Annotated in this window: 27 protein-coding genes; 13 read left to right on the top strand and 14 right to left on the bottom strand. The window is 70.9% G+C overall.

Translation table 11 applies throughout. The features are described from left to right. Positions 1-69 precede the first annotated feature (69 nt). Positions 70-1,488 carry a ribosome biogenesis GTPase Der gene (gene der, locus HHX35_RS00475; protein ID WP_205825697.1) on the top strand — a complete coding sequence of 473 codons (1,419 nt, stop codon included), beginning with the start codon at positions 70-72 and terminating at the stop codon, positions 1,486-1,488. A gap of 21 nt (positions 1,489-1,509) precedes the next feature. Here the strand turns inward: der and HHX35_RS00470 are convergent, their stop codons facing one another. Continuing rightward, on the bottom strand, positions 1,510-2,109 hold the full coding sequence (locus HHX35_RS00470) for a TetR/AcrR family transcriptional regulator (protein WP_182897080.1): 600 nt from the start codon (positions 2,107-2,109) through the stop codon (positions 1,510-1,512). Positions 2,110-2,188: 79 nt separating this feature from the next. Here HHX35_RS00470 and HHX35_RS00465 point away from each other — a divergent pair, with 79 nt between their 5' ends. From HHX35_RS00465 to HHX35_RS00450, 4 genes are all read left to right on the top strand, one after another. Beyond that, complete coding sequence (locus HHX35_RS00465; RefSeq protein WP_182897079.1) at positions 2,189-3,472, top strand: YbfB/YjiJ family MFS transporter; 1,284 nt, start codon at positions 2,189-2,191, stop codon at positions 3,470-3,472. 11 nt (positions 3,473-3,483) lie between these two features. Continuing rightward, positions 3,484-4,161 carry an alpha/beta fold hydrolase gene (locus HHX35_RS00460; RefSeq protein WP_182897078.1) on the top strand — a complete coding sequence of 226 codons (678 nt, stop codon included), beginning with the start codon at positions 3,484-3,486 and terminating at the stop codon, positions 4,159-4,161. A 71-nt stretch (positions 4,162-4,232) separates the two neighbouring features. Next, positions 4,233-5,480: a sensor histidine kinase gene (locus tag HHX35_RS00455; RefSeq protein ID WP_182897077.1), complete on the top strand. Its 1,248-nt coding sequence runs from the start codon at positions 4,233-4,235 to the stop codon at positions 5,478-5,480. Next, positions 5,471-6,118, top strand: coding sequence for a response regulator transcription factor (locus tag HHX35_RS00450; RefSeq protein WP_182897076.1), 648 nt, complete (start codon positions 5,471-5,473; stop codon positions 6,116-6,118). The genes HHX35_RS00455 and HHX35_RS00450 overlap by 10 nt, the downstream gene beginning before the upstream one ends. 20 nt (positions 6,119-6,138) lie before the next feature. On the opposite strand, the gene HHX35_RS00445 is transcribed toward HHX35_RS00450, so the two are convergent. The 3 genes from HHX35_RS00445 to HHX35_RS00435 all read right to left on the bottom strand — a co-directional run bounded on the left by HHX35_RS00445 (position 6,139) and on the right by HHX35_RS00435 (position 7,771). Beyond that, positions 6,139-6,600, bottom strand: coding sequence for a DUF6220 domain-containing protein (locus HHX35_RS00445; protein ID WP_182897075.1), 462 nt, complete (start codon positions 6,598-6,600; stop codon positions 6,139-6,141). Positions 6,601-6,883: 283 nt separating this feature from the next. After that, positions 6,884-7,300 (bottom strand): cupin domain-containing protein, encoded by a 417-nt coding sequence (locus HHX35_RS00440; protein ID WP_139574281.1) that lies wholly within the window; start codon positions 7,298-7,300, stop codon positions 6,884-6,886. Between the two features lie 93 nt (positions 7,301-7,393). Next, the gene (locus HHX35_RS00435; RefSeq protein WP_182897074.1) at positions 7,394-7,771 is read right to left on the bottom strand and encodes a cupin domain-containing protein; all 378 of its coding nucleotides are present in this window, start codon (positions 7,769-7,771) and stop codon (positions 7,394-7,396) included. A 62-nt stretch (positions 7,772-7,833) separates the two neighbouring features. Here HHX35_RS00435 and HHX35_RS00430 point away from each other — a divergent pair, with 62 nt between their 5' ends. Then, entirely contained in the window at positions 7,834-8,301 is a 468-nt protein-coding gene (locus HHX35_RS00430) for a MarR family winged helix-turn-helix transcriptional regulator (RefSeq protein ID WP_182897073.1), read from the top strand. Between the two features lie 18 nt (positions 8,302-8,319). Here the strand turns inward: HHX35_RS00430 and HHX35_RS00425 are convergent, their stop codons facing one another. The 3 genes from HHX35_RS00425 to HHX35_RS00415 form a co-directional block, all read right to left on the bottom strand. Further along, positions 8,320-9,885, bottom strand: a complete 1,566-nt coding sequence (locus HHX35_RS00425) for an MFS transporter (RefSeq protein ID WP_259404671.1) — start codon at positions 9,883-9,885, stop codon at positions 8,320-8,322. Beyond that, positions 9,882-10,529, bottom strand: a complete 648-nt coding sequence (locus HHX35_RS00420) for an LppX_LprAFG lipoprotein (RefSeq protein WP_139574277.1) — start codon at positions 10,527-10,529, stop codon at positions 9,882-9,884. Before HHX35_RS00420 ends, HHX35_RS00425 begins: the two co-directional genes overlap by 4 nt. A gap of 115 nt (positions 10,530-10,644) precedes the next feature. Further along, positions 10,645-11,112 carry a MarR family winged helix-turn-helix transcriptional regulator gene (locus tag HHX35_RS00415; RefSeq protein WP_259404669.1) on the bottom strand — a complete coding sequence of 156 codons (468 nt, stop codon included), beginning with the start codon at positions 11,110-11,112 and terminating at the stop codon, positions 10,645-10,647. 38 nt (positions 11,113-11,150) lie between these two features. Here HHX35_RS00415 and HHX35_RS00410 point away from each other — a divergent pair, with 38 nt between their 5' ends. Continuing rightward, entirely contained in the window at positions 11,151-12,092 is a 942-nt protein-coding gene (locus HHX35_RS00410) for a cation diffusion facilitator family transporter (RefSeq protein WP_139574275.1), read from the top strand. Here the strand turns inward: HHX35_RS00410 and HHX35_RS00405 are convergent. Then, entirely contained in the window at positions 12,072-12,719 is a 648-nt protein-coding gene (locus HHX35_RS00405; RefSeq protein ID WP_142557080.1) for a 4'-phosphopantetheinyl transferase superfamily protein, read from the bottom strand. The two genes, HHX35_RS00410 and HHX35_RS00405, sit on opposite strands and share 21 nt — an antisense overlap. A 189-nt stretch (positions 12,720-12,908) precedes the next feature. On the opposite strand from HHX35_RS00405, the gene HHX35_RS00400 reads away from it, so the two are divergent. Together HHX35_RS00400 and HHX35_RS00395 are read left to right on the top strand one after the other, a co-directional pair. Next, positions 12,909-13,421 (top strand): hypothetical protein, encoded by a 513-nt coding sequence (locus HHX35_RS00400; protein ID WP_220504866.1) that lies wholly within the window; start codon positions 12,909-12,911, stop codon positions 13,419-13,421. Continuing rightward, positions 13,418-16,408, top strand: coding sequence for a M48 family metalloprotease (locus HHX35_RS00395; protein ID WP_182897070.1), 2,991 nt, complete (start codon positions 13,418-13,420; stop codon positions 16,406-16,408). Before HHX35_RS00400 ends, HHX35_RS00395 begins: the two co-directional genes overlap by 4 nt. 73 nt (positions 16,409-16,481) lie before the next feature. Here HHX35_RS00395 and HHX35_RS00390 read toward each other — a convergent pair whose 3' ends face one another. Then, entirely contained in the window at positions 16,482-17,876 is a 1,395-nt protein-coding gene (locus HHX35_RS00390; RefSeq protein WP_182897069.1) for an aminopeptidase P family protein, read from the bottom strand. 164 nt (positions 17,877-18,040) lie between these two features. Here HHX35_RS00390 and HHX35_RS00385 point away from each other — a divergent pair, with 164 nt between their 5' ends. Further along, on the top strand, positions 18,041-18,469 hold the full coding sequence (locus tag HHX35_RS00385) for a CBS domain-containing protein (protein ID WP_182897068.1): 429 nt from the start codon (positions 18,041-18,043) through the stop codon (positions 18,467-18,469). 80 nt (positions 18,470-18,549) lie between these two features. Beyond that, a complete protein-coding gene (locus HHX35_RS00380) occupies positions 18,550-18,804 on the top strand; it encodes a Smr/MutS family protein (RefSeq protein WP_030509549.1) in 255 nt (84 codons plus the stop codon). 28 nt (positions 18,805-18,832) lie between these two features. Here HHX35_RS00380 and HHX35_RS00375 read toward each other — a convergent pair whose 3' ends face one another. The 3 genes from HHX35_RS00375 to HHX35_RS00365 all read right to left on the bottom strand — a co-directional run bounded on the left by HHX35_RS00375 (position 18,833) and on the right by HHX35_RS00365 (position 20,986). Continuing rightward, entirely contained in the window at positions 18,833-19,420 is a 588-nt protein-coding gene (locus HHX35_RS00375; protein WP_310738893.1) for a tyrosine-type recombinase/integrase, read from the bottom strand. Positions 19,421-19,530: 110 nt separating this feature from the next. Then, positions 19,531-19,971: an HD domain-containing protein gene (locus HHX35_RS00370; RefSeq protein WP_310738819.1), complete on the bottom strand. Its 441-nt coding sequence runs from the start codon at positions 19,969-19,971 to the stop codon at positions 19,531-19,533. 277 nt (positions 19,972-20,248) lie between these two features. Then, entirely contained in the window at positions 20,249-20,986 is a 738-nt protein-coding gene (locus tag HHX35_RS00365; protein ID WP_182897066.1) for a hypothetical protein, read from the bottom strand. A gap of 296 nt (positions 20,987-21,282) precedes the next feature. Between HHX35_RS00365 and HHX35_RS00360 the strand changes: the two genes are divergently transcribed. Next, a complete protein-coding gene (locus HHX35_RS00360) occupies positions 21,283-22,002 on the top strand; it encodes a hypothetical protein (protein WP_182897065.1) in 720 nt (239 codons plus the stop codon). 815 nt (positions 22,003-22,817) lie between these two features. On the opposite strand, the gene HHX35_RS00355 is transcribed toward HHX35_RS00360, so the two are convergent. Further along, the gene (locus tag HHX35_RS00355) at positions 22,818-23,192 is read right to left on the bottom strand and encodes a PH domain-containing protein (RefSeq protein WP_182897064.1); all 375 of its coding nucleotides are present in this window, start codon (positions 23,190-23,192) and stop codon (positions 22,818-22,820) included. Positions 23,193-23,263: 71 nt separating this feature from the next. Here HHX35_RS00355 and HHX35_RS00350 point away from each other — a divergent pair, with 71 nt between their 5' ends. After that, positions 23,264-23,989, top strand: coding sequence for a DUF5984 family protein (locus HHX35_RS00350; RefSeq protein ID WP_182897063.1), 726 nt, complete (start codon positions 23,264-23,266; stop codon positions 23,987-23,989). Positions 23,990-24,271: 282 nt separating this feature from the next. Here the strand turns inward: HHX35_RS00350 and HHX35_RS00345 are convergent, their stop codons facing one another. Next, positions 24,272-24,751 (bottom strand): cupin domain-containing protein, encoded by a 480-nt coding sequence (locus tag HHX35_RS00345; protein WP_182897062.1) that lies wholly within the window; start codon positions 24,749-24,751, stop codon positions 24,272-24,274. Positions 24,752-24,767: the final 16 nt, after the last annotated feature.

The raw sequence follows: 24,767 nt of genomic DNA, 5'->3' as shown, positions 1-24,767 counted from the left end.
CCCGGAAGCGGTCCGCCGGGAGGCCTCACGGGAGGCCGGGGAGAACGGGAAGAGCCGATGAGGCAGGGTATGGACGTGACGGGGGAGTACGACGAGGACGAGGGCGGCTGGATCGAGGCCGAGCTCGCCGAGCTATCCACGGAGGAGGCGGAGCGGGAGCCCGACTCGGGCCCGCTGCCGGTCGTCGCCGTGGTGGGGCGCCCCAACGTCGGCAAGTCGACACTGGTCAACCGCATCATCGGCCGTCGTGAGGCGGTCGTGGAGGACGTGCCCGGCGTGACCCGCGACCGGGTCACGTACGAGGCGACCTGGCGGGGCCGGCGGTTCACGCTGGTCGACACCGGCGGCTGGGACCCCGACGCGACCGGCATGGCCCTGCGCATCGCCGAGCAGGCGCAGATCGCGGCCGAGCTGGCCGACGTGATCCTCTTCGTCGTGGACGCCAGCGTCGGGGTCACCGACTCCGACGAGGCCGTCGGCGCGGTCCTGCGCCGCTCGGGCAAGCCGGTCGTGCTGGCCGCCAACAAGGTCGACAACCAGCAGATGGAGCTGGAGGCGACCGGGCTGTGGTCGCTCGGCCTGGGCGAGCCGCACCCCGTCTCCGCCCTGCACGGCCGCGCCAGCGGCGACCTGCTCGACATCGTGCTCGACGCACTGCCCGAGACGCCGCCGCAGACGTTCGGCGAGCGGCGGGGCCCGCGCCGGATCGCCCTGCTGGGCAAGCCCAACGTGGGCAAGTCGTCGCTGCTCAACAAGCTCGCCGGGGAGGAGCGGGTGCTCGTCGACCCGATGGCCGGCACCACCCGCGACCCGGTCGACGAGCTGATCGAGCTGGGCGGCACGACGTACCGGTTCATCGACACGGCCGGCATCCGGCGGCGGGACCGCGAGCTGAAGGGCGCGGACTTCTACGCGGCGATGCGCACGCGGGCCGCGCTGGAGCGGGCGGAGGTCGCGGTCGTGCTGATCGACGCCTCCGAGGTGCTGACCGAGCAGGACCTGCGGATCCTCGGCCTGGTCATCGAGTCGGGCCGGGCGATGGTGGTCGCGTTCAACAAGTGGGACCTGGTCGACGAGGACCGGCGGTACTACCTGGAGAAGGAGATCGACCGGCAGCTCGTCCGCACGCCCTGGGCGCTGCGGGTGAACATCTCGGCGAAGACCGGCCGCCACGTCGAGAAGCTGGCCCCGGCCATCGAACGGGCCCTGGACTCGTGGGGCACGCGGGTGCCGACGGCCCGGCTCAACCAGTTCCTCACCGAGCTGCTGCAGGCCACCCCGCCGCCGGTGCGCGGCGGCCGGCAGCCGAAGATCCTTTTCGCCACCCAGGCGTCCACGGAGCCGCCGAAGTTCGTGCTGTTCACCTCGGCGTTCCTGGAGGAGACCTACCGCCGGTTCCTCGAGCGCCGCATCCGCGAGGAGTTCGGCTTCGCGGGCTCTCCGATCGAGGTGACGATGAAGATCCGCGAGAAGCGCAAGAAGAAGTAACGCCCGGCCGGTCCCGGGGCGTCAGTCTCCGCCGCTGGTTCTGGCGGCGGCCGACAGCAGGGCGAGCGCCGCCTGGCGGGCCTGCTCGCCCGTGCCGGCCGCGCCGTGGTGCGCGGCGACGACGGTGGCGCCCTCGACCAGCATGAGCAGCTGGCGCCCCAGGAGGGGCGGATCGGCGGCTCCGGAGCGCTCGGCGATGCCGGTCAGCAGGTCGAGGTAGCGGTCGAGGTGGCGCGTGGTGATGGCGCGCACGGCCTCGACATGGTGCTGGGCCGACGCGTTCACCATCGCGCAGCCGCGGAAGGCCGGGTCCTCGTACCACTCCCGCAGCGCGTCGAACACGGCGGCGAGCTGGTCGCGGGGGTCGTCCCCCGCCGCCGCGGCGGCGTCGGCCAGCCAGCGGGTCACCCGTTCGCTGCGCGCCAGGAGCATGGCCTCCACGAGCCCGTCCTTCGTGCCGAAGTGCCGGTAGAGCGTCTCCTTCGACACCCCGACGAGGGCGCACAGCTCGGCGACGCCGACGCCGTCGAGCCCGCGCTCGTACAGCACGGCGGTGGCCGCCTCCAGGATGGCGGCGCGGGTGCGCTCCGGGTCGATCGTCGAGCCCTTGGGAACCGGCATACCTAGATGGTACCGATCGGTTCGATGCACTGCTACGCTCCGAGATCGTACCGATCGGTTCGATCTCAAGGAGTCCGTCATGCCCGACCTCCTCGCCATCGGCACGCCGGCCCGGCGGGAGACGTGGCCGGCGGCGCGGCTGGCTCTCGGCACCGCGTCGGCGCTCGGGCTGGCGCGTTTCGCGTACGGGCTGCTCCTTCCGGCGATGCGGGACGAACTGCACTGGTCACTGGCCGAAGCAGGGGCGATGAGCGCCGCGAACGGCCTGGGCTATCTGCTCGGCGCGCTGGCGACCCCGGTCGTCGTACGCCGCCTGGGCACGGCGGCCACCTTCCGGTGGGGCATGGTCCTCACCGCGCTGGCGCTGGCGGTCACCGCGACGAGCGACGCCTATCCGGTGCTGCTGGCGGCGCGAGCCGCCGCCGGGGTGGCGGGCGCCGCGGTGTTCGTCACCGGTGGCGTCATCGCGTCGCGCCTCGCCGTCCGCGCCGCCTCCGGGGCGCCCATCACCGTGTACTTCGCGGGCGCCGGGCTGGGCATCCTGGTCGGCGGCGCCGGCATCCCGCCGCTGGGCGACCACCTTCACCTGGCCTGGGCCGGCCTGGGCGTGGCCGCCGGGCTGGCGGCGCTGCTGAGCTGGACCGCCGCCCGGGCCGACGGGGAGGCACACGCGCGGGAGAAGGCACAGGCGCGGGGGGAAGCGCAGGCGGGGGGAGATGCGCAGACGGGGGGAGAGGCGCAGACCGCCACCGCCGGGCGGGTCCACGTGCGGCCACTGTGGGGGATCGCCCTGGCCTACCTGCTGTTCGCCGCCGGTTACATCACCTACATCACCTTCCTGTCCGCCTATCTGGCCGACCGGCACGCGCCGCTCGGGCAGGTGGTGCTCACCTGGACGGCGCTCGGCCTGGCCGTGGTGGCGGCGCCCGCGCTGTGGAGCCGTCCGACCGCGGAGTGGCCCGGCACCCGGGCCCTGGCCGTGCTGCTCGGTCTTCTGGGCGGTGGCGCGGCGCTGGCGATGACGGCGCCCGCGCCGCCGGTCATCCTCGCCTCCGCGATCCTCTACGGGGCGACGTTCATGGGCGTGCCCGCCGCCGTCACCGCGCTCATCAAGGCGAACACCCCGCCCGCCGACTGGACGGCCACCCTGGCGGCGTTCACCACGATCTTCGCGGGCGGGCAGACCGCGGGCCCGTGGCTCGCCGGACTCGTCGCCGACCACACCTCGACCGCCGCCGCCCTGGCGTGGACGGCGATCCTGTGCGCCGCCGCGGCTGTGATCGCGGCGTTCGCGAATCCCTCCCGCCGGGCCAGAGCGGGTTCGGCCGAGAAGACATCCGACGCGGACGCGTCCACGAGATAGTGAGGCACACCATGACCACGTTCGTCCTGATCCCCGGCATGTGCCACGGCGGCTGGTGTTTCCGCGAGCTGTGCGAGGGGCTGCGTCACCACGGGCACCGGGCCGTCGCGCTGACGTTGACCGGGCTCGCCGAACGCGCCCACCTGCTGGACGGCGCGGTGAACCTCGACACGCATATCCGGGACGTCACCGGGGTGCTGGAGGCCGAGGACGTCCGGGACGCCGTGCTGGTCGGCCACAGTTACGGGGGAATGGTGATCACCGGCGTCGCCGACCGCCTGCCCGGCCGGGTGGCCGGTCTGGTCTACCTGGACGCCGTCGTGCCGGGGGACGGCGACTCCTGCTGGAGCCTGGTCTCCGACCGGGAACGGCAGTGGTACGCCGACGTGGTGGAGACCGGTCACGCGACGCGACCGCTGCCGTTCTTCGACCCCCGGGCCACCCCCCACCCGATCGCCTCGTTGCTCCAGCCGCTCCGGCTGACCGGCGACCCCGCGCGCGTCGGGCGCCGAATCTACGTGTACGCGGCGGGCTGGCAGGGCGAGTCCCCCTTCACCCCGACGTACGAGCGGCTGCGCGAGGACCCCGCGTGGACGACGTACGCCCTGGGGGGCGGGCACAACCTCATGCGCGACGCCCCGGAGGACCTGCTCAAGATCCTGGTCGAGGCCGCCGGGCCCCGGGGGTAGGGACTGCCCTACCCCCGGGACTGCCGTCCGCCGGATCGATCCGCGGCGGGCGGGTCAATAGCGTTGGGGACATGCGCCGATTCTTCTCCCGCCTCGGCGGCGACACGATCTATATCCTCGTGGGGTTCCCCCTTGCGATCATCACGTTCTGCCTCACGGTGGCCGGCCTGTCGGCCGGCACCGGCCTGCTGGTGGTCTGGCTGGGCGTCCCCGTCCTCGCTCTCACCCTCCTCATCGCCCGGGGGATGGGCGACGTCGAACGGCTCCGCATGCGCGCGGTGCTGGGCAGGGACGTGCCCCGGCCGCGATATCCCACATCGCCGCCCGGGGCGGGGGTGTTCCGGAAGACCGTCACCCCGCTCGCCGGGGGCCAGCCCTGGCTCGACGTGCTGCACGCGCTGCTGGCCTTCCCGGTCGCGATCGTCGCGTTCTGCGTGACCGTCACCTGGTGGGCGCTGGCTCTCGCCGGGCTGACCTATCCGCTGTACGGCTGGATCACCTCGAACATCCCCGGCAACACCGAGCTGCCCGAGCTCCTCGGCCTCGGCCAGGGTTACGTGATCAACAGCGTCTTCTACGTCGCGATCGGCGTGGTCGCCGCGATCACCCTTTATCCGGTCGTCCGCTCCTGCGCCTTGATCAAGGCGTCGCTGGGCCGGGCGCTGCTGACCGGCGTCGCCGAGCTGCAGGAGCGCATCGACGACCTCACCGAGGGCCGTCACGCCGCCGCCCACGCGGAGGCGAACGCGCTGCGCCGCCTGGAGCGCGACATCCACGACGGACCCCAGCAGCGCCTGGTCCATCTGGCGATGGAGCTGTCGCGGGCCCAGCGGGAACTGCGGAAGGACGCCACGGCCGCGCACGACACGATCGGCAAGGCCATCAGCGCCACCCGGGAGACCCTGGACGAGCTGCGGGCGCTGTCGCGCGGCATCGCCCCGCCGATCCTCGCCGACCGCGGCCTCGCTCCCGCGCTCGCCGCCCTGGCCGGCCGCTGCACGGTGCCCGTCGAGCTGGACGTCCAGACGGCCGAGCGGTATCCCGCGCTCATCGAGAACACGATCTACTTCGTGACCGCCGAGTCGCTCACCAACGTGGCCAAGCACAGCAGGGCGACGTCCTGCTCGGTCGGGCTGACCAGGATCGGCGACACGCTCATCCTCACGATCGGGGATGATGGGGTCGGCGGCGCACACGTCGCCAAGGGACACGGCCTGTCCGGCCTGGCCGACCGGCTGCGGGCCGTCGACGGCGAGCTGTCGGTGCGGTCGCCGGCGGGCGGGCCGACACTGATCACGGCGGAGGTTCCGTGCGCGTAGTGGTGGCCGACGACGCCGTCCTCATCCGGGAGGGGCTCGTCCGCCTGCTGGAGGAGTTCGGCTGCGAGGTCGTCGAGACCGTGGGCACGGGGGAGGACCTGGTCAAGGCCGTCGTCGCCCACCGGCCCGACGTGTCGGTGGTCGACGTGCGGATGCCGCCGACGTTCACCGACGAGGGCCTGCGCGCCGCCGTCGAGGCGCGGGAGAAGGTGCCGGGCACGCCCGTGCTGATCCTGTCGCAGTACGTCGAGGTGTCGTACGCGGACGACCTGCTGGCCGACGCTCGCGGGGCGGTCGGCTACCTGCTGAAGGACCGCGTGGTCGACGTCGAGGAGTTCATGGACGGCCTGCGGCGGGTCGCCGCGGGGGGGACGGTCTTCGACCCCCAGGTCGTCGCCCAGCTGATGGTGCGGCGGCGGCGGGACGACCCGCTGGCGTCGCTGACACCGCGTGAACGCGAGGTCCTGTCGCTGATGGCCGAGGGCAGGTCGAACCCCGCGATCGCCCGCCGCCTCGTCGTCACGGAAGGCGCTGTGGAAAAGCACATCCGCGGCATCTTCACCAAGCTCGGCCTGTACGCCGAGGACGGAGACCAGCACCGCCGCGTCCTCGCGGTGCTGGCCTACCTCCGCTCCTGACCGCACGCGCCGGGCGGTGGTCACGCCGCCACGTGCGCGCCGGCGGACGCCGCGACCGGCACGCCCTTGACCAGGGCCCGGGCTCGCCGCACGACGACGACGGCCACGGCGAGGATCGCCACGCCGTCGAGGGCGTGGAAGCCCATGACGACCAGGCCGGCCGTGGTCGTCGCGGTGTCCGTCGTGCCGGCGAGCTCCGCCAGCGGGAAGATCACGAACAGCTGCACCGCCGCCAGCACGAACGGCAGGATCGACAGGCCCGCGACCTTGCCGCCCGCGCGGGCGGCAAGGGCCGTGATCGCGGTCAGCAGCGAGACGAGCGGGATCACCAGCGAGCCGTTCGTGACGTGGTAGTTGATGGCGGCGTCCGGGTCGCCCGGCGCCGGGTGCGGGGCCTCGAACGCGCCGAACGTGGCGAGGTAGAACTGGGCGAGCACGACGACGAGCTGCAGAACGGCGAAGCCGAAGAACACCTTACGCATACGGGGCCTCCTCAGTCGGAAAGGGGTGAGCCCCGGGGGTTCTGCGGGGCGGTGGCGAGAGCCGGAACGGTACGCCGCAATGGTGGACCGTCCGTGTCCCGGGCACCCGGGACATCCGCACCCGCCCGCCGGGAAGTTCGCCCACAGGAAGCCCGCGAGACCCGATCCGCCCTGCCGCCGAGGCGTCCGGGACTTCATCAGAGGTGTCCGGGACTCCGCCAGAGGCGGCCTGTGGGTCCGCCGGTCGAACCCGCGCGCCCGCAGACGCGCGGGCGCGGGCCTGTCAGCGGACCCAGGGCGGCACGAGCCGGTCGGTCCCCTTGGGCGCGAGGTCGCAGGCGTCCGCGGCGGTCATCCCGCCGGGGTTGTAGACCTCGCAGCCGGCCGGCGCGGCCACGATCGCGCTGAAGCCGGACTCCGCGCCGGCGTGCACCCGGCGGCTCACGTCGGCGGGCATGACGACGGTGTCTCCGGCCTCGACGGCGACGGTCTCGCCGTCGAGTTCGACGGTCGCGCCGCCGGTGAGGAAGGTCCACACCTGCTCGCCGTCGCTGGCGTGGTGGGGACCGCTGTTTCCGGCCGGCATGTCCACCCGCCAGACGGCCTGGGTGGCGCCTCCCTGGGTGGGCGAGGCGAGGGTGGTCATGACGCCGTTGGGAGTGGTGTTCCTGCGGCTGTCGGCGGAACGGATGACGGGCATGCGTGACTCCTGGGTGACAGGGCGGTCCGGGTGCCGGACGGGTCGCCGGGCCGGTCCGCGGGGGAAGGGTGAGAGAAGGTGGAGGGGCGGAGGTCAGGCGATCCAGGGCGGCACGCCGTGCACGGTGCCGTCGGGCAGGACGGCCCTGGCCCCGGCGGGGGCGGTGACGACGGCGGTGAAGCCCTCATCGGCGCCCGCCGTGACGCGCCGCGGGGTCGAGGGCGGCATGACCACGGTGTCGCCGGGTGCGACCGTGAACGTCTCGCCGCCGAGTTCGACGGTGGCGGTGCCGCCGAGGAACGTCCACACCTGCTCGGCGTCGAAGTCGTGCAGCGGCCCGCTCGTCGCGGGGGTCGCCTCGACGCGCCACACGGCCCGCGTGGCGCCGCCCAGGGTGGGCGAGGCGTAGGTGGTCATGACCCCGGCCGGGGTCTCGGATCTGCGGCATTGGGCATGGCGGATGACAGACATCGCCGGCGTCTCCTAAGATAGACAACGTCGTTGTCGGTAATAGTGAACCAGGTTGTCTATCCGTGTCAATCGACCCGCCCGGCTTCGAGCTGCCCCTGCGGCTCTTCCTCGGCTTTCGCGTCCTCATCGACGAGCTGCACGCCGAGCTCGCCCGTCAGGGGCATCCGCACGCCCGTCCCATGCACGGATTCGTCATGCAGGCGATCGGCACGCAGGGCACGACCGCGGTGGAGCTGGGCCGCACGCTGGGCGTCAGCAAGCAGGCGGCGGGCAAGACCATCGAGACGCTCGAGCGCCTCGGCTACGTGGAGCGCGCGCGCGATCCCCGCGACACGCGCCGCAAGATCGTACGGCTCACGCCGTGGGGGGTGGACGTCCTGGCGCGCTCGGCCCGGATCTTCGACGACCTGCGGGCGCGCTGGGCCGCCGTCATCGGGGACGAGCGGCTCAGGGACCTGGAGGCCGACCTGCGGAAGGTGACGCCGCAGGACGTCTTCCGCCTCGACGTGCCCGGCTGGTTCGGCGCCTGACCCGGCAGGGGCGCGGGATCAGGCGCGGCGGCGGGGCAGGGCCAGGGACGCGGCCGCGCCGAGCACGCACAGGCCGCACGTGATCAGGAAGATCTCGGTGTACTCCGCGTGCAGCGCCGCCTGGACCTTCGCCGTGTAGTCCGCGAGCCTGCGGGCGTACTCGGCCGCGTCCACCCCGAACGGCAGCGGCGTGTCCAGGTGCGCGGTGAGCGACTGGAACCGGTGGAAGCCCCAGGCCGACAGCGCGGCCACGCCCAGCAGCATGCCCATCATCCTGGCCACCACGACCGCCGCCGACGCCACGCCGTGCTGTGCCGCCGGGACCAGGCGCAGCACCGCCGACGAGACCGGGGCGATCACCACCCCGAGGCCGAGGCCGGCCACCACGAGGTCGACGTCCATCCGCACGCCGGCCGAAGCCGGGTCGAGCGGCCACCGGGAGATCAGCCAGTAGCCCGCGGCGGCCACCGCCATCCCCGCCACGGCCACCGGGCGCTCGCCGAACCGCCGCACCAGGATCCCACCGAGGAACGCCGCGACCGCCAGCGCGGCGAGGAACCGGGTGAGCACCAGAGCGCCGCCCACCGCGTCCTTGCCGAGCAGCGTCTGCGCGGCGAGTTGCACGTCGACCAGCGTGACCAGCAGCGCCGCCCCGGCCAGCAGGCTCACCGCCAGCGTGGCGAGCAGCGGTGTCCTGGGTACGCCCGTCAGGTCGAGCAGGCGGACCGGGGAGCGGATCTCCCACAGCACGAACAGCACCGCCGCGACCGCCCCGGCCGCCACGCACGGCAGTCCCCACGGCGGCAGCACGGCCGTGTCGGGGGAGGGGTTGTAGAGCCCGGCGACCAGCAGGCCGAGGGCCAGCGCGAGCAGGACGCCGCCGCCCGCGTCCACCTTCCCCACGTCCGCCTTGCCCGTGCTCGCCTCGCGGGAGGGCCGGCCGTACGGCTCGCGCCCGCCGGGGACGGCCGCCTGCACGGCGACGGCGGCCAGGAGCGCGAGCGGGAGGTTGACCCAGAAGATGCCGCGCCATCCGGCGAGCGCGGCCAGGCCCGCGCCGTACAGCGGGCCGAGCACGCTGCCGAGCTCCTGCGCGGCGCCGACCGCCCCGAGCGCCACCGGCCGGGCGCGCTCGTCCCACAGGTCGCCGATGAGGGCCATGGTGATCGGCAGCAGCGCGCCGCCCGCGACGCCCTGGAGCGTACGCCCCGCGACCAGGGCGGGGACACTCCCCGCCAGGGCGGTGACGAGGGAACCGGCGGCGAACCCGGCCAGGCAGGCGTGGATCAGCGCGCGCCTGCCGTACCGGTCGGACAGGCGGCCGAGCAGCGGCATCGCCGCGACGTAGCCGAGCAGGAACCCGGTCACGACCGGGGTCGCCCGCTCCAGGTGGTTCAGCGGCACGCCGACGTCGGCGGCGACGTCCACGAGCACGGTGACCACGACGTACGCGTCGAGCGCGGCGAGCAGCACGGCGGCGCCGCCGACGCCCAGCGCGAGACGCCGGTGCCGCATGGAGGGCCGGGCGGCCCCGGTCGACCGCGTCTGCCCGGTGGCGCCGGTGGCGTCGGTGGCGTCGGTCATGACGCGGGCGGGGCGATGGTCACGGGGGCGTCGTAGTCCCCGAGGGTCACGGCCACGGAGCCGCCGGTGAGCGGCAGGTCGAGCTTGAGCAGGCGGCTGGTGGCCTTGTCGATCCAGAGCGTGCCGGTGACCCCCTGCTGCACGCCGGGGACCAGCTTGGCCAGCACCTCCTGCGACAGCGCGGCCGTCACCCGGTAGGCGGCGGCGTCGCCGACCTTCTCCTCCGCCTGTGTCTGGACGTCCTTCGCGGTGGACAGCAGGTCGGGTACGCCGGTCAGCACGGCGGAGGGGTTGTAAAGGGCCATGAGCTGCTGCCGGGTCATCGTCTGGAAGCCGCCGGTGGGTCCCTTGAAGTAGACCTTGTCGCCGACGAGCACGAACTCGATCTCCTGCAGTCCCGCGATCTCGATCTGCAGGGTGCCCTTGGCGTCGCCCTCCCGGGTGAGGCTGCCCTCGGCGTGCCGGACCGGTACGGCGGGCTTGTCCTTGGTCTCGATCGTGAAGGCGACCGTCTTGACCGTCCGCATGGCCTCGGCCGAGCGCTTCAGCAACGCCGGACCGTCCGGCAGGGCCGTCTCGCTCTTCGCGCTGCAGGCGGTCACGAGCAGCAGGCCGGCCACGACGAGCCCGAGGATTGTTCGCACAGCCGGATCGTAGCGAGCGGGCGGGGCCGGCACGCGCTCCCCAGGCAATCGGTTTGGCGCGGCCTGTCGCGGGAAGTCGGGGCCGGTGCTCATCCCCCGCCGTCCCGCAACCTCCTCACCGGGTGCCGCGGAGCGCCTGGAGACGATCGACGATCGGTGTGTAGATCTGCTCCAGGGTGGAGACCTGCTCGGGGGTCATCTGGTCGATGAAGTGCCGGCGGACGCTCGCCACGTGGTCCGGCGCCACCCGCTGGATCGTCTCCCAGCCCTGGTCGGTCAGCACGGCGAACGTGCCGCGCCGGTCGTCCTCGCAGTCCTGCCGGGTCACCAGGCCGGCGGCCTCCATCCGGGAGATCTGGTGGGACAGCCGGCTGCGCGACTGGATGGTGGCGTCGGCCAGCTCGCTCATGCGCATGCGGCGGCCGGGACTCTCCGAGAGGTTCACGAGGATCTCGTAGTCGTTCAGCGACAGCCCGATGGCCTGCAGCTCCCGGTCGAGCTGGTGGAAGAGCAGGCGGTGGGCGGCCAGATGGGCCCGCCAGGCGCGCTGCTCCTGCGGGGTGAGCCAGTGAGGGGCTTCCATGACGACCAGCATAAGATCACTTGAACGAACGGAGCGGAATGCCTGACAGCGAGAACGGTGAGAGTCTAGGCACCGTCGTGGTCGCGGGCGCGGCCAACCTCGCCATCGCGCTGGCCAAGCTGGTTGCCGGCCTGATGAGCTCCTCCTCGGCGATGCTGTCGGAGGCCGCGCACTCGGCGGCCGACACGGCCACCGAGGTCGTGCTGTTCGCCGCGATCCGGCACGGCGAGCGCCCCGCCGACTCCCGCCATCCGCTCGGGCACGGACGGGCCGCCTACCTGTGGGCGATCGTGGCGGCCTGCTTCACGCTGGTCGTGGGGGCCGGGTTCTCGCTGACGCACGGCTGGCACACGATCACCGCGGGGGAGAGCCTGGGCGACATCCGCGTGTCGTACCTCGTGCTCGCGGTGTCCTTCGCGATCGAGTCGGTCTCCCTTTGGAAGGCCCTGCGGCAGCTTCGCGGCGAGGCCCGCCGCTGGCAGGTGAGCCCCGGGCGGCTGCTGCGGCGCACCTCCGACACCGTGCTCAAGGCCGTCGTGCTGGAGGACTCCGCCGCGCTGATCGGCATCGCGACGGCCGGCGTCGGCCTGCTGCTGTCGCAGCTCACCGGCTCGGCCGTGTGGGACGGCGTCGCGTCGATCGTCATCGGGCTGCTGCTGCTCGGCGTGGCGCTGACCCTGATCAGGACCAACGCCTCGCTGCTCATCGGCCAGGCGGCGCCGCGCGGGTTGCAGGAGGAGATCCGCGGCGAGCTGGCCGCCCATCCGGAGGTCGAGGCCGTCGTCGAGCTGGTCACGGTCATGATGGGCCCCGGCCAGGTCATGGTCGCGGCCAAGGTCGACTTCCGCGACGAGACGTCCGGGCAGCGGCTCGAGCTCGCCTCCGACCAGGTGGAGCGGCGGCTCACCGAGCGGTTCCCGGAGATCCGGCAGGTCTTCCTCGACCCCACCCCGGGGCGGTCAGCCGCCAAGAAGGCGTAGTTTGGCGGGCTCGTCGGTGACCGCGGAGGCGATCACCGTGCCGGCCGTCCACTCGACGAAGTGACGGCCTTGCCATTCCAGCGGGATCGACAGCCCGTCCTCCAGCGGCAGGGCCGACAGGTCCGCCTCGCGCAGCCGGTCGAGCGTGAGCTCTCCCCGTTTGACCAGTGCCTCCTTGCGTACCCACTGCCGGATCAGCCCGCGGTTGTCGTCGCCGACCAGCTTCGCCTCAGCGGGGGTCAGCGCGAGCTCCACCAGCCTCTCGTCGGCCGGGCCGTTCGTGGCGTGCTCGGCGTCCACGCCCACCCGGCCGAACCCGGCGACCGCGCAGACGTAGCCCGAGGTGTGCGCGAGGCTGATCGACACCTCGGGGGCCTCGGCCAGCCAGGGCCGCCCGTGGGCCTGCCCGCAGCCCTCGCAGCGCTGCACCACGGTCAGCATGCAGGCGCGGGTGCCGAGCAGCTCCGCGGCGCAGTGCCGTACGAGCAGGTGGGCGGCGACGAAGTCGAGGCGGTCCCGCTTGCGGGTGAAACGCCCGGCGCGCTCGCGCTCGGCCTCGGTCAGTGTGCCGGCGACCATGTCCAGCACGTCGTCGGTGTGGCCGGCCACGGCCAGTGGGGGGCGCACGAGGCCACTGTAGGGGAGCGATGTGACGATCACGTGAACTGGGGTCCAGGACGTCACGGCCGGCGTTCCCGCGACCCACGGTTCCCCTGGTCTCGCCCCCGAATAACGGCATGCGCGTCGATCGGCGCTTGTAGCATCACGCCCAGGGGCCGATTCCGAAGTCAGCGAACTTCCACCAGGGACGGGACGTTGAACACACAGCCCGAACGCTCCGCCGAGGTTCTGGTCCGCGATGTCGTACGGAGGGTCGTGGCCGACTGCGCGCCGGAGGAAGCGGTCGTGGTCGAGGGGCTGCTGCGCTACAGCGACGCCGAGGTGGTGGCCCGGCTGCGCCGGCGCGGGCACGGGCGTGACCCGCTCGGCTTCGGACTCGCCGACGTCGTTCCGCTGGTGGCCCCGCTGCTGTGGTTGACGCTGGAAAGCGCCCGCCAGAAGCTGGCCGACGCAGCCGTGGACAGGGCGGCGCGCGGCTCGGCGTCACTGTGGCGGCGCATTCGGCGCCGCAAGGCGAAGCCCGAAACCATCCCTCCCCTCACGCGCGAGCAGCAGGCGATGGTCAGGCAGATGGTCCTCGACGCGGCCACAGAGGCCGGGCTGTCGCCGATCCTGGCCAAGCGGATCGCCGACGGCGTCGTCGCCGGTCTGGCGCTGGCCGAGCCGGGCGAGTCCGACGGAGAAGCCGATGTGAGGGAGACACGGTGACCACGGTCGAGCCTGTCCGGGCCAGGCTCGACGAACGGATACTCGGCGCCGGCACGAACTCCCGCTTCGCTCTGCTGCTGCTCCTGCTCGTGGCCGCCAGCGGTTACATGCTGGTGTCGACACTGACCGTGCTCCGCCTCGGCGGCTACCAGGGGTGTGCGCTGGCGGCCGGCGTCGACTGGGACTCCGCCCACGCGCTGGCGACGGCGACCCGTCTGACGGGGCAGGCGCTGGCGTTTCTCCCCTGCGTGGCCCGGCACGCGCCACCTCCGCCGTTGTGGCAGATCCTGGCCGCGCCCGCGGTGGTCGTCGCCGCCGCGGCGGCGGCCACAGTCCTGCTGCCGCTGTGGAAGCAGCGCCCCGGCCGCTGCATCCGTCTGAACCTCGTCCCCGGCGGCTCCGAGATCGCCGCGCGCGTCGAGGAACTGGCCGCGGGCCGCGTCGCGCGGGTGCCGGAACTGTTCTTCGCGCCGGCCGTGACCACCAGGAGCGCCACGGTGTTCGGCACCAACGGCCGCCCCCGGCTGCTCCTGCACGGCGGACTGGTCGCCTGCCGCACCACCGACCCGCGGACGTTCGACGCCGTCGTCCTGCACGAGCTCGGCCACGTCGCCAACCGGGATCTCACGATCACCTACGCCACCGTCGCCCTGTGGCGGACGTTCGTCGTGCTGGTGATCATCCCGTACCTGCTGTGGTGGTCGGGACTGTGGCTGCTCGGCATCGCGGCCGGCGTCGGCCCGACGCTCACCGCCGTGATCACGCGCTATCTGGCCGTTCCCGTGGTCATCGCCATCGTGATGCACTTCGCCCGTGCGGACGTGCTGCGCAGCAGGGAGCTGTACGCCGACCTGACGGCCAGGCGGTGGGGCGCGCCGCTGGAGCACGTCTGGGCCGCGCGGCCCACGCCGGCCGGGCGCCGGGGTCCGCACCGGTGGGCGGGCGTCCTGCTGGACCAGATGCGCACCCATCCGAGGTGGGAGATCCGCCGCGACGCCCTCGACGACCCGGCGCCGCTCTTCGCGGTGAGTTCGCTGTTGATGTTCCTGGCCGGCACCAGCGCAACGCTGATGAACTTCCACCTGATGGGGCACGTGGCGCCGCACGTCGCCGACCTGAGCGACTGGCTCGGGCAGGGCCTCGCCGCAGTCCCGGCCGCCGTGGTCGCGGCGGCCGCCACAGCGGTGCTGTGGCGGGCGGTGGTCCGCGCCGCCGTGCTGGGCCGACCGGCTCCCGCCGGGGTGCGGGCCGGGCTGTGGCTGGGCCTGGGGTTGGCCACCGGCTCGCTGGTCAGCGGTCAGGTCATCGGGAACCTGTGGCCGCCCGGCAGATGGTGGGTGCTGGCGCTGGTCGTCGGTGTCGCGGTCGCCTTGACGTGCTGGATCTGTCAGTGTGCTCGCCTGGCCGCCGCGTCCTGGCCGGGCCGGTCGCTGCGATGGCCGCTGGCGCTGTGCCTGATCGCAGGCTGGCTGATCCTCGCGGCGTGGTTCGCCTGGTGGAACTACTACGGCGCGATGTACGCCAGCGGATTCTGGTACGACCCGGCGGGCCTGCGACGGACCATCGTCAACTGGTTCCCCGGTATGGGCACCGCCCACCCGGACACGACCGCCGTCATGGCCCCGACGATCACCGTGCTGCGATACGCGGCGTATCAGCCGCTCACGCCCGTCGCCGCCGTCGCGGCCTGGGTCACGCCCTTCGTCCTGTGGGCCGCTGGCGCCGCCGTACGCGGCCCCGGCTGGCTGCGCTCACCGGGCGACGCCCGCGCAGCGGCGGATGCCACCGCTCCCGTGGCTTGGCGGGCGCCCGCGCTGCGGCAGGCCACCGCACCCGCGCTGCTGGGAGCGGTCATCGCGACCGCCGGCCTCGCCGCCGTCCAGGCATGGCTGCACACCCTGCACGCGGCGCCGGGACAACGCGGCGGCATGTACGCCTTCAGTTACGCGATCTGGTCACTGTGGGCGATCGCCTTCGGCGCACTCGTCGCCGCCCTGGTCGCGGCGGCCTCGGCCCGGTTCCGCCTGCCGGCCGCGCTCGCCGCCGCGGGGATCGGCGCGCTGCTCGGCCTGGGCGCCGCGACCGCGCTCATCTCTGTCGACGGATGCATCCAACCGCTGAACGTCCTCAACGACACCTGCTCCTGGCGTCCCGCCTGGCGGCAACTGCAGGGCGGGAACACGTTCGGCCTCGTCGCGCACAGCACGCTGCTCATGGCCCCGGTCATCGCGGTGGCGGCCACGGCATCGGCGGCCCTGTTCCGCCTCGCCCGGCGGGCGATCCACGCGAAGGACGGCACACCGGCGCCCCCGCCGGTCGCGGTCACCGCGCACGCCAGGGCCGGAGGACGGTACGCCGGAGCGGTGCTGTCGGCGGCCGGCATACCCGGTGTGGCCCTCGCGACCGCGGCCGTGCTGATGGCGGGTGACGCCGAAGCGCAGTTCGCGACAAAGGCGCAATCAGTGACGGCCGACATGCAGACCGCCTTTCAGCAGACGGCGGGTCTGCCGGTCCTGCCGGTGTCGCGGGACATGCGACGGCGGCAGGTTCACGCCTGGTATCGGCTCGGTGGCCGATATCTCCTCGACCACGCCACTCGCAACGGTAGGTGGATCGTGACGCTGCTCCATTCGGCGGTGCGCGACCGCCGGCTCGAGATCACCGCTGATCTCATGGCCAAGGTGCGGCCGGCGTGCCAGGGCATGGTGAACGTGGCCTCCTGGGAACCCGTCTACTTCCAGATCCCCGACCCGGCCGCGCAGGCGTCCTGGCACCAGTTCGGACTGGACGTCCGGAGCGCGGGTCCGGCGTGCCTACAGGCCGCCGACCGCACAGACGCCGACGCGTTCGGCACGTCCATGATCGGAGTCCTGACCGCGGCGGAGAAGGCCATCGACACCTCGATCCGGATCGATGCGGTCATCGACGACCCATCCGACCCCGTCTACAAGGGCGAGCCGGAAGAGCCGCCTCAGCCCCGTCTCTGAGCCGCGGCCGGCAACCCGCGGGACCGCGCACTGCCGGCCGGGTGATCGCCGGCCCGCGGCACCGGAAGGGGGGTCACCCGGTCAGGGCGGCCATCCACGCCTCGATCTCGTCGGCGCGGCGGGGCAGCGCGGCCGACATCAGGCGGGCGCCGTCGGCCGTGACGACGAGGTCGTCCTCGATGCGGACGCCGATCCCGCGCAGCTCCGGCGGCAGCGTCAGGTCGTCGGGCTGGAGGTAGAGCCCCGGTTCGACGGTCAGCACCTGGCCCTCCTCAAGCACGCCGTCGAGGTAGGTCTCCGCCCGCGCCCGGGCGCAGTCGTGCACGTCGAGGCCCAGCATGTGGCCGCTGCTGCACAGGGTGTAGCGCCGGTGCAGGCCCGCGTCGGCCTGCGCCCGGCTCAGCAGGCCCCACTCGCGCAGCCCGTCGGAGATCACCCGCATGGCGGTCTCGTGGAACTCGCGGAAGCGCACCCCCGGCCGCAGCACGGCGATGGCGGCCGTCTGCGCCTCGTAGACCAGGTCGTACACCTGACGCTGCACCGGGCTGAACCGGCCCGACAGCGGCAGCGTGCGGGTGACGTCGGCCGTGTAGAGGTTGTCGCCCTCGACCCCGGCGTCCAGCAGCAGCATCTCGGCGGGGTCGAGCCGTCCGTCGTTGCGGATCCAGTGCAGGACGCACGCGTGCGCCCCGGAGGCCACGATCGACTGGTAGCCCACGGCGTTGCCCTCCAGCCGCGAGCGCAGGCCGAAGACGCCCTCGACGTACCGCTCGCCGCGCGGGTGCGCGAGGGCCGCGGGCAGCGCGCGCACGACGTCCTCGAACCCGCGCGCGGTCGCGTCCACCGCCTGCTGCAGCTCCGCGATCTCCCACTCGTCCTTGACCAGCCGCAGCTCCGACAGGACCGCGGCCAGTTCGGCGTCGCGGTCGTCGCCGGCGGGGGAGACGAGCGCGTCGACCGAGGCGTCCACCCCGCGCAGCACGCGCGCCGGTCCGCTCAGCGCGGCCGGCAGCGTGTCGATGTGCGCGCACTCGATCTGGGACGCCGCCTCGGCCTCCGCGAGGTCGAAACGGCGGCCCACCCAGAACTCGCCGTACCGCCGGTCGCGGTAGAACTCCTGCGACTCGGCACGGGACGGGCGGGGATGCAGGAACAGGCGGGCGTCGCCGGACGGCTCGATCACCAGGACGTCGTCGGGCTGCCGGCCGCCGGTGAGGTAGGCGAACGCGCTGTGCGTGCGGAACCGGTGGTCGTCGTCGTTGCTGCGGGCCTGCAGCGTGCCCGAGGGGATGACGAGCCGCTCGCCGGGCAGCCGTTCGGCGAGCCGCGCCCGCCGCTTGGCGGCGTACGCGGCGACCGGCAACGGCGCCACGTCCTCGTGCGTGTCGGCCCAGCCGCCGCGCATGAAGTCCGCGAGCGCGTCTGAGATCGGGAGATCGTGGCTCCCGGTGTTGAGCTTCTCGGCCATCCTCTGCCCCCAGCGTGCGGTGATATTTCGCCATCGTAGGGGTGGGGGCCCTTGACGAGGTAGGACGACCGCTGTTGCCTGGGGAAACAGGATTCGCCGCTCCGGCCGGCCGGCGGGAGCGGAAGCGGGGACATGTCCCCCGGGTGCCCTGAGAGGCGGTGTCGATGCTCATCGGGACGATCTTGCAGAGTAAGGGAACAGGTGTGGCGACCGTTCCTCCGCACGCCACGGTGTCCGAGCTTCTCGCCCGGCTGGCCGAGCTCAACATCGGCGCGGTCGTGGTCTCCGAGGACGGGCTGTCCATCGCGGGCATCGTGTCGGAACGCGACGTTGTGCGGCGGCTCAACGAGCACGGCGTCGCGCTGCTCACCATGCCCGTATCGTCGATCATGACTGTGGAGGTGCGCACCTGCGGCCCGGACGCCAACGTCGACGACCTGCGCCGCACCATGACCAACCACCGGATCAGGCACGTGCCCGTGGTCCGCGACGGCAGGCTCGCCGGCATCGTCAGCATCGGCGACGTCGTCAAGACGTCGATCCAGGAATTGGAGAGTGAAAAGGAGGCCCTGGTCGGCTACATCAACGGCTGACGCGAGACCGTGCCGGCGTGGGGCGCGGTCACCCGCCTCGCCCCGCGTCCCACGGCGAGCGGCGATTTAGACTCGCTTCCGTGAAGCTGAAGCTGGACCTCCACGACATCTACAACAAGGGCAGCGAGATCGACAAGGCGCTGCACGGCATCATCCAGGAGGCCGTACGCAAGAAGGCGACCCAGGTGGAGATCATCCCGGGCAAGGGGTCCGGCCAGCTCAAGAAGAAGGTGCTGCGCTTCCTGGAGCAGAAGGAGATCAAGGCGCTCTACCACCGGATCGACAAGGACTCCAAGAACCACGGCCGTCTGTTCGTCTACTTCCAGTGGAAGTAAGGGCACCGCGCGTCTATCAGGGTAAAGGTCATATTGATCTTCCCGAGGGTACAACCAGGGCACTCGGCCCGGTCTGCTCTTGAGTGAAGAACGGGTCCATGGCCTTGCGCGCCCGGTCCGCTGCGTTCGGCATGAGGTGGGTATACGTCCGGAGCGTGAAGCCAGGGTCGGAGTGACCGAGGTATTCAGCGACCGTGCGAATTTCGACCCCGGCACCGAGACACGCCGACGCCGCAGTGTGCCGCAGCACATGGCATCCATGTTCGCGGTGAGACTTCCGGAGCTCTCCCTTCACCGGCGGGGGCACGATGCCCGCACGCTCAAGACCGACATGCCACGTGTGGTTGAACGTGTTGCGATGCAGGGCACCGCCATTGGGGCCGGGGAACAGGAGCTCCGCCGTCACCAGGTCGCCCCTGGGCTTACCCTTCTCGACCCACGGCAGCGTGACCGCGACCGGCGGGTGCGGGGCGATGTGCGCGCTCAGTCGCAGGCCGAGAGACTCAGGCAGAGGCACAATCCGGGTCCTGCCGCGCTTGGGAGGTGAGAACACCAGGCGTCCGGCGATCAGCCGAACCTGACGGTTTACATGCACCAAACGACCGAGGAAGTCGATGTCCTCGACGGCTACGATGGATCAGTCGAGAGGAACTAGACCGCCTCGACATTCATCCCACTATGCGGCTACGAATCGATCACGCAATCCATTCAGAAGACAGCACCTATCTAGGCTGAAGCGATAGCAGCCCGGAGGCGGTTCTCCGTTCGATTTACAGCGGCCAGCAGCTCAGGTGATGCCTCAGTGATGAACTGTGTCACCAGGCTATCCGGACCATAGCGCTCCTTGATCTCAGCGATACGTTGAGGGCCGGTCGTAGCATCGCCATCCGGAGTCGTGGTGATGTCGCAATACCAGAGCGCATCCCGGACTACCGACGGCCCCTCATCATCGAACGCCGCAAGGTCGTGCTCAAGACCACGCATGCGCGCTTCAAGGAGGGCATACGAGTGATGAGCGATGAGATCCACGAGCCGCTTAGGAGCATCTACCATCTGGAGAAACCTCGCGCCATCAAGCGGGTGAAAGCCGGAGGTCGCAAGATCGGGTGCATAACCGACGTCATGAAGAACTGCGGCAGCCTCTAGCAGTTCCGAGTCTGGGGCCACGACGGATTAAAGCATCCGTGCCTGGCGAGCAACGCCTTGAATATGAGCCCACCGGCGCGGTAGCGCCTCGGCAAGGTACTGCTGAGTGAGGCTGAAGGCCCACGAGGTTAGCGACATAGGGATACCGTACAGAGCGCTACGGACAACGCCACCCACCTTCGACTGTCACTGCGAAGCGACAATTCACCGACCATCGGCAGGACCAGGGGGTCTCCCCTCAGGTGCAACATCGGTTGATGGGCGACGTCTCGCTGTCGGGTGTTGCTTTCCGCTGGCCCTAGATTTCGTGGTTGATGTGTCCGCTCGCCACCCAGATGCGGAGTGGACCGATCGCGGTGAAGCCGCTGGCGAGCGCGTGCGTGAGATGGTCGCCATGCTCGTAGCCGACCAGGGGAAGGCCGGGGAAATGGTCGGCAGCTGCAGTGATCGCTGATGACCAGGCGGCGGCGATGTCGCTGCTGTCGGCGGCGAAGAGGTTGGAGAGGCCGACCAGCCCGGAGCTGCGGTTCAAGACGACACCCCCACGGAGGTCCTCGCCGTCGTGAAGGGCGAGCACCAGCACGGACGGGTCGTCCAGCAGCGCTGGTCGGAAGATATCCGGGGCTGGGATACCGCCGTGCCAGGCGGCCTGCCAGTCGCGAAGCCGAGCGGCCGTGGAGACCCGCTCGGTAGGCAGGGGCGGTGTTACCGGTGCGGGGAGCCCTGCTGGGCGGTGCATCCACTGGGCGGTGAAGAACTCGACGAAGCCGTTCAAGGTGAGGTCGAGAGCGGAGAAACTGTCCTTGATCGAACACCCGGGTGAGGCCGTGTCGATCTCGGACAGGAAGTCGGCCGGGACTGCGTCGGGGCGCAAGGTGACGGCGTCGGGGTAGTACGGCGGCGTGCGATAGGCACTGCGCCAGGCCGTCTCGCCGAAGCTGTTTGCAATGCCGTGGGACCGGCAGACCGAGGCACACCAGTCGGCGTTGTTTCGAGCTGCGGCGGCACGGATCAGGGTTGTCTCGGCTGAGGTCACCCGGACAGCCTGACACTGCTCATGCCCGGCCGCGCGTCCGTTTTCCAGTTGTGCTGGATCGACGCCTCCGGCGAGGCGTCAAGCATCAACCGAGGCAGGACAGGGGCCTCCCCTCAGTGTCTAGTCCCATGAGATGCCTGACGTTTCTGTCCCAGGACATGGGCGACAGGTGATCTAGGAAACATGGTCGACCTTGCGGGGTCGGTGAGCTTTGTGTTCCGAATCGGGATGTCGGTGGTCCGCCGCACCGTGCGCGGTCCCTCGTCCAGGTCGATCGTGAAGGTCGTGTCGCTGACGTGCACGGTGACGACCTCGCCGGCGTACTGGCGGCTCAGGCAGACGGTCTGACGGCACACCATGATCACGCCGAAGGAGTTGGCCCGGCGCTGCACCGTGACTGGCGACCGGGCCAGCACAGGAGGCGGGCCGGCGGGACGGGCACCGCGCAGCAGCAGGCACTTGGGCCAGATCAACGGGTTGGGCCGGGTCCGCAGCTAATGATCGCTATTCGGTTTGAACCTGTCCGCAGCGACCCGACATGGAGTCCTGGCTGGCTGCCGGGCGGAGGGCCGGAGTTGCAGCCGATGGCCGTCGAGGAACTCCCCCCGGCCGCCTTCATCTTTGGCCACTTTCGCGTCAACGTCGTCTTTCAGATTGGAGACGCCGACTTCAGCACGTCTACCGAATTTGTGCCGGTGCTCGACTTCGTCTTGATGCTGAGAGCTGCCCAAAACATCCTGCGGACTCACAGCACTGCCGTGGTCGAACTGACTGACCGCCAGGACGAGTGGCGCTTCGCCAGGAACGTCGACGCTATCGAGTTGCGGACACGGGTGGCGACCAAAGATGGCTGGCACTTCGATTCGAGAATCGGACGTTGCCCGGCCGAGGAGTTCGACCTTGCCGTCGACACGAGTCTTCGTGATGCGCTCGACATGATCTTCTCGCATCAGCCAGCAGCCAAAGACAACCCTTATCTGCAAGGGCTGCATCGTACTGGCTTCGAGGCTACTTAGATATACGCTGGCCGCCCGATAGAGGGCACACTCAGGGCACATGACACTGTGATCAGCTGCGAAATGCCGAGAACCACCGAGACAGCCGTTGCAGCTCATGCCGGTGGTTCAGGGTTCTGTCGCACGCCAGAACGGCGGCCGATCACTTCCAGCGGAAGTAGGGGCCTCTCGCGTCGGCAGGCGCGGGCGCTCGATCCGGTGACCCCAGCGCGACAGCGTCGGCTATCTGTCTTTCGGCAAGCCGTGCAACTTGCTGAGAGCCGTTTTGCCGTCAGCAGGCGCGGCCGGTGCGAGCATCGCGAGAGGCAGAAGCGATCACCACAGCTGGGGGAAGAATGCTGCGAAAACTGATCGTGACAGTGGGCGTGGCCGTAGCGGCATCACCAGCCGCCACGGCCAATGCCTGGGCAGGCGAGGTGTCGGCGGTTCCACCGGCACGGGCGGTTATCGCCACTCCGCCGGCCGGGCAAGCATCCGGTGAGTGTAGTCCCGGATCGCCGTGTGCGGCAGTCGACTGTGGCCCGGGCCGCGTCTGCGTGCCCTCTCCCAAGCAGTGCTTCACCACACCGTGCCCGCAGTACGACTGCGTGCCCGCGTCCTCCATTCCCCGCTCGGATCGCCGGCCTCCTTACCCCGGCTCACACCCGGGCCGGTGGTGGCCCCGTGATCCCAAGCAGCGACCGGCCTATCCGCACCACTGGCAAACGGCGGACCGCTCAGCGAACTGGCCTGCCGGCACTCCTGGTGACCCGGCGCGGAACATCGGACTGGCAGTCGACCTTCAGCTGTGAACCTGGCTCGCCGAGCCCACGCTGCTACAGCACGTAGCCGGCGATCATGTGGCTGAGGCGGATCACGTCGGAGTTGCCCTTGAACTCGAAGCGGACTTTGCCCAGGCCACTGAACCAGAGCTCCAGTTCGGCGTCGAGGTCGAAGGTCCCGGCGGTCTCGACTGACCATGCCTGGATCTTGCTATAGGGCAGGGAGGAGAAGTCGCGCTTCTTGCCGGTGAGCCCCTGGACGTTGACCGCGATGACGCGCTTGTCGGTGAAGACGACGAAGTCCCGGACCGTTTTGTAGGAGGAGACGATCTGCTCGCCGTGGAGCAGGAGAGGAGCCACGGCCGGGCCGACCTCTTGCGGGTGGCACGGATTCAGCTTGAAGAGGGAGCCGTTGTTGAAGTCGATCACCTTACGAGGTTAGCTGCGGAAGGGGCGGTCTTCCGGTCACGATGGGACGAATCAGCCGGTGAGGAGGACGCGTGATCAGATTCCGCTTCGTGCTGACACCCTTGGGCAGGGTTGCTCCTTGGGGGCATGAGGACCGGACACTGCACTGGTTCGGACTGACCGATGGCTGGTATTGGATCGAGCTGGCCGATCACGAGTTGTTGCGCTACACGCCGGACACACCTGGGCAGCGCCCCTATGTCGACAACTACCTGGCTCGTCTGTGGGAAGACGTCATCGAGATGACACCGGCCGTCCTCGAACCGGTGCCGGCCGATCTCCTCGATTTCGTCGCCGGAGATCCCGACGCCTGGGGGCCCGTGAACGGTGATGCGGCGTCGACCGCCGCGGTCTGGTACGACGAACACACCGTGGATCTCGGCTATATCCGGCACCCGCCCCGAATCAGGGTGTGGCGCACCGTCAGCGACGATCTCGACGTGGTGACGGTGACGTGGCGGCACGACGACGACGGCGATATCCGGTTCAGCGCCCCTCCATCCGGCCAGGTCGTCATTTCATCTGACTCGTTCCTCACCGCCGTCCGGCGATTCGACCATGAACTCATGACCGCCATGGGGCGGAGAATCAGGGCGTTGGAACGGACCGGGCCACCGAGTGGCATTCAACTCGATTTGAAGCGATTACGCGCCGAGCACGCCGAGCGAATGACATGGCTTGCGAGAGGCCTGCGGAATGTGCCAGAAACCGACTGGACGGCCGTCCGCGCCGGAGCAACAGAGCTTCGCCGTGGATGACAGCACTCAGGAATTGATGCCCCGGAAGGCCCCATCGGTGACCACGTGTACGACACCGACGCACACGACATCACCGTGATGTTCTCCGGTCTCCAGGTGACCGGACACCCGATCGGCTACGTGCCCTTCACCGTGACCGGCGACTTCCGCGTGCCCAACAGGGGGCGCACCCCTGCGAACCCCGTCTCCGAGCCAGACGGGGCCTTGAGCATGCCTCAGGTCAGCAGGCAAACGGACGATGAGCCGCCGGCGGCGCCTCGGCTCATCGCGTCGGGACGCTCCTCAGAGCCAGAAGGTGTCGTGGCGGAGGTAGAACTCCGCCTTCTCCTCTTCGCTCATGTCCGCGATCGTGAGCAGCCCCTCGAAGTAGCCCTCTCGTGGCGCGCCGGGAGCGAAGTGCAGCAGCATCGACGCCGGCTCTCCCGACTCGTTCCGGAACGCGTGTACGCCACCCTCCGGGACGTGCACGAAGTCACCGGGGCCGGTGTCGATCCAGCGCCGCCCGTCGTAGATCCGCACGCTGCCGGAGAGGATGTAGAAGGACTCGGAGATCGACCGGTGGAAATGCGCCGCCGGACCGCTGGGCTTCGGTCCCATGTCCCAGCGGTAGAGCCCGAACTGTCCATTGGTCGTCGCACCGGTCGCCAGATAGTGCACCGTGGTTCCGCTCGGGTAGTCGAGCTCGGGCGTGGCGTCCGGGCGCCGGTACGACGCCGTCGGCTCGCCCGTGTCACCGTGGTAGGCCGGCGGTGGATACGTCAATGGTCTTCCTCTCCTC

It is taken from the genome of Microbispora sp. H10830, assembly GCF_014161375.1.
GTDB lineage: Bacteria > Actinomycetota > Actinomycetes > Streptosporangiales > Streptosporangiaceae > Microbispora > Microbispora catharanthi.
This window is presented reverse-complemented; position numbering and strand designations above follow the sequence as displayed.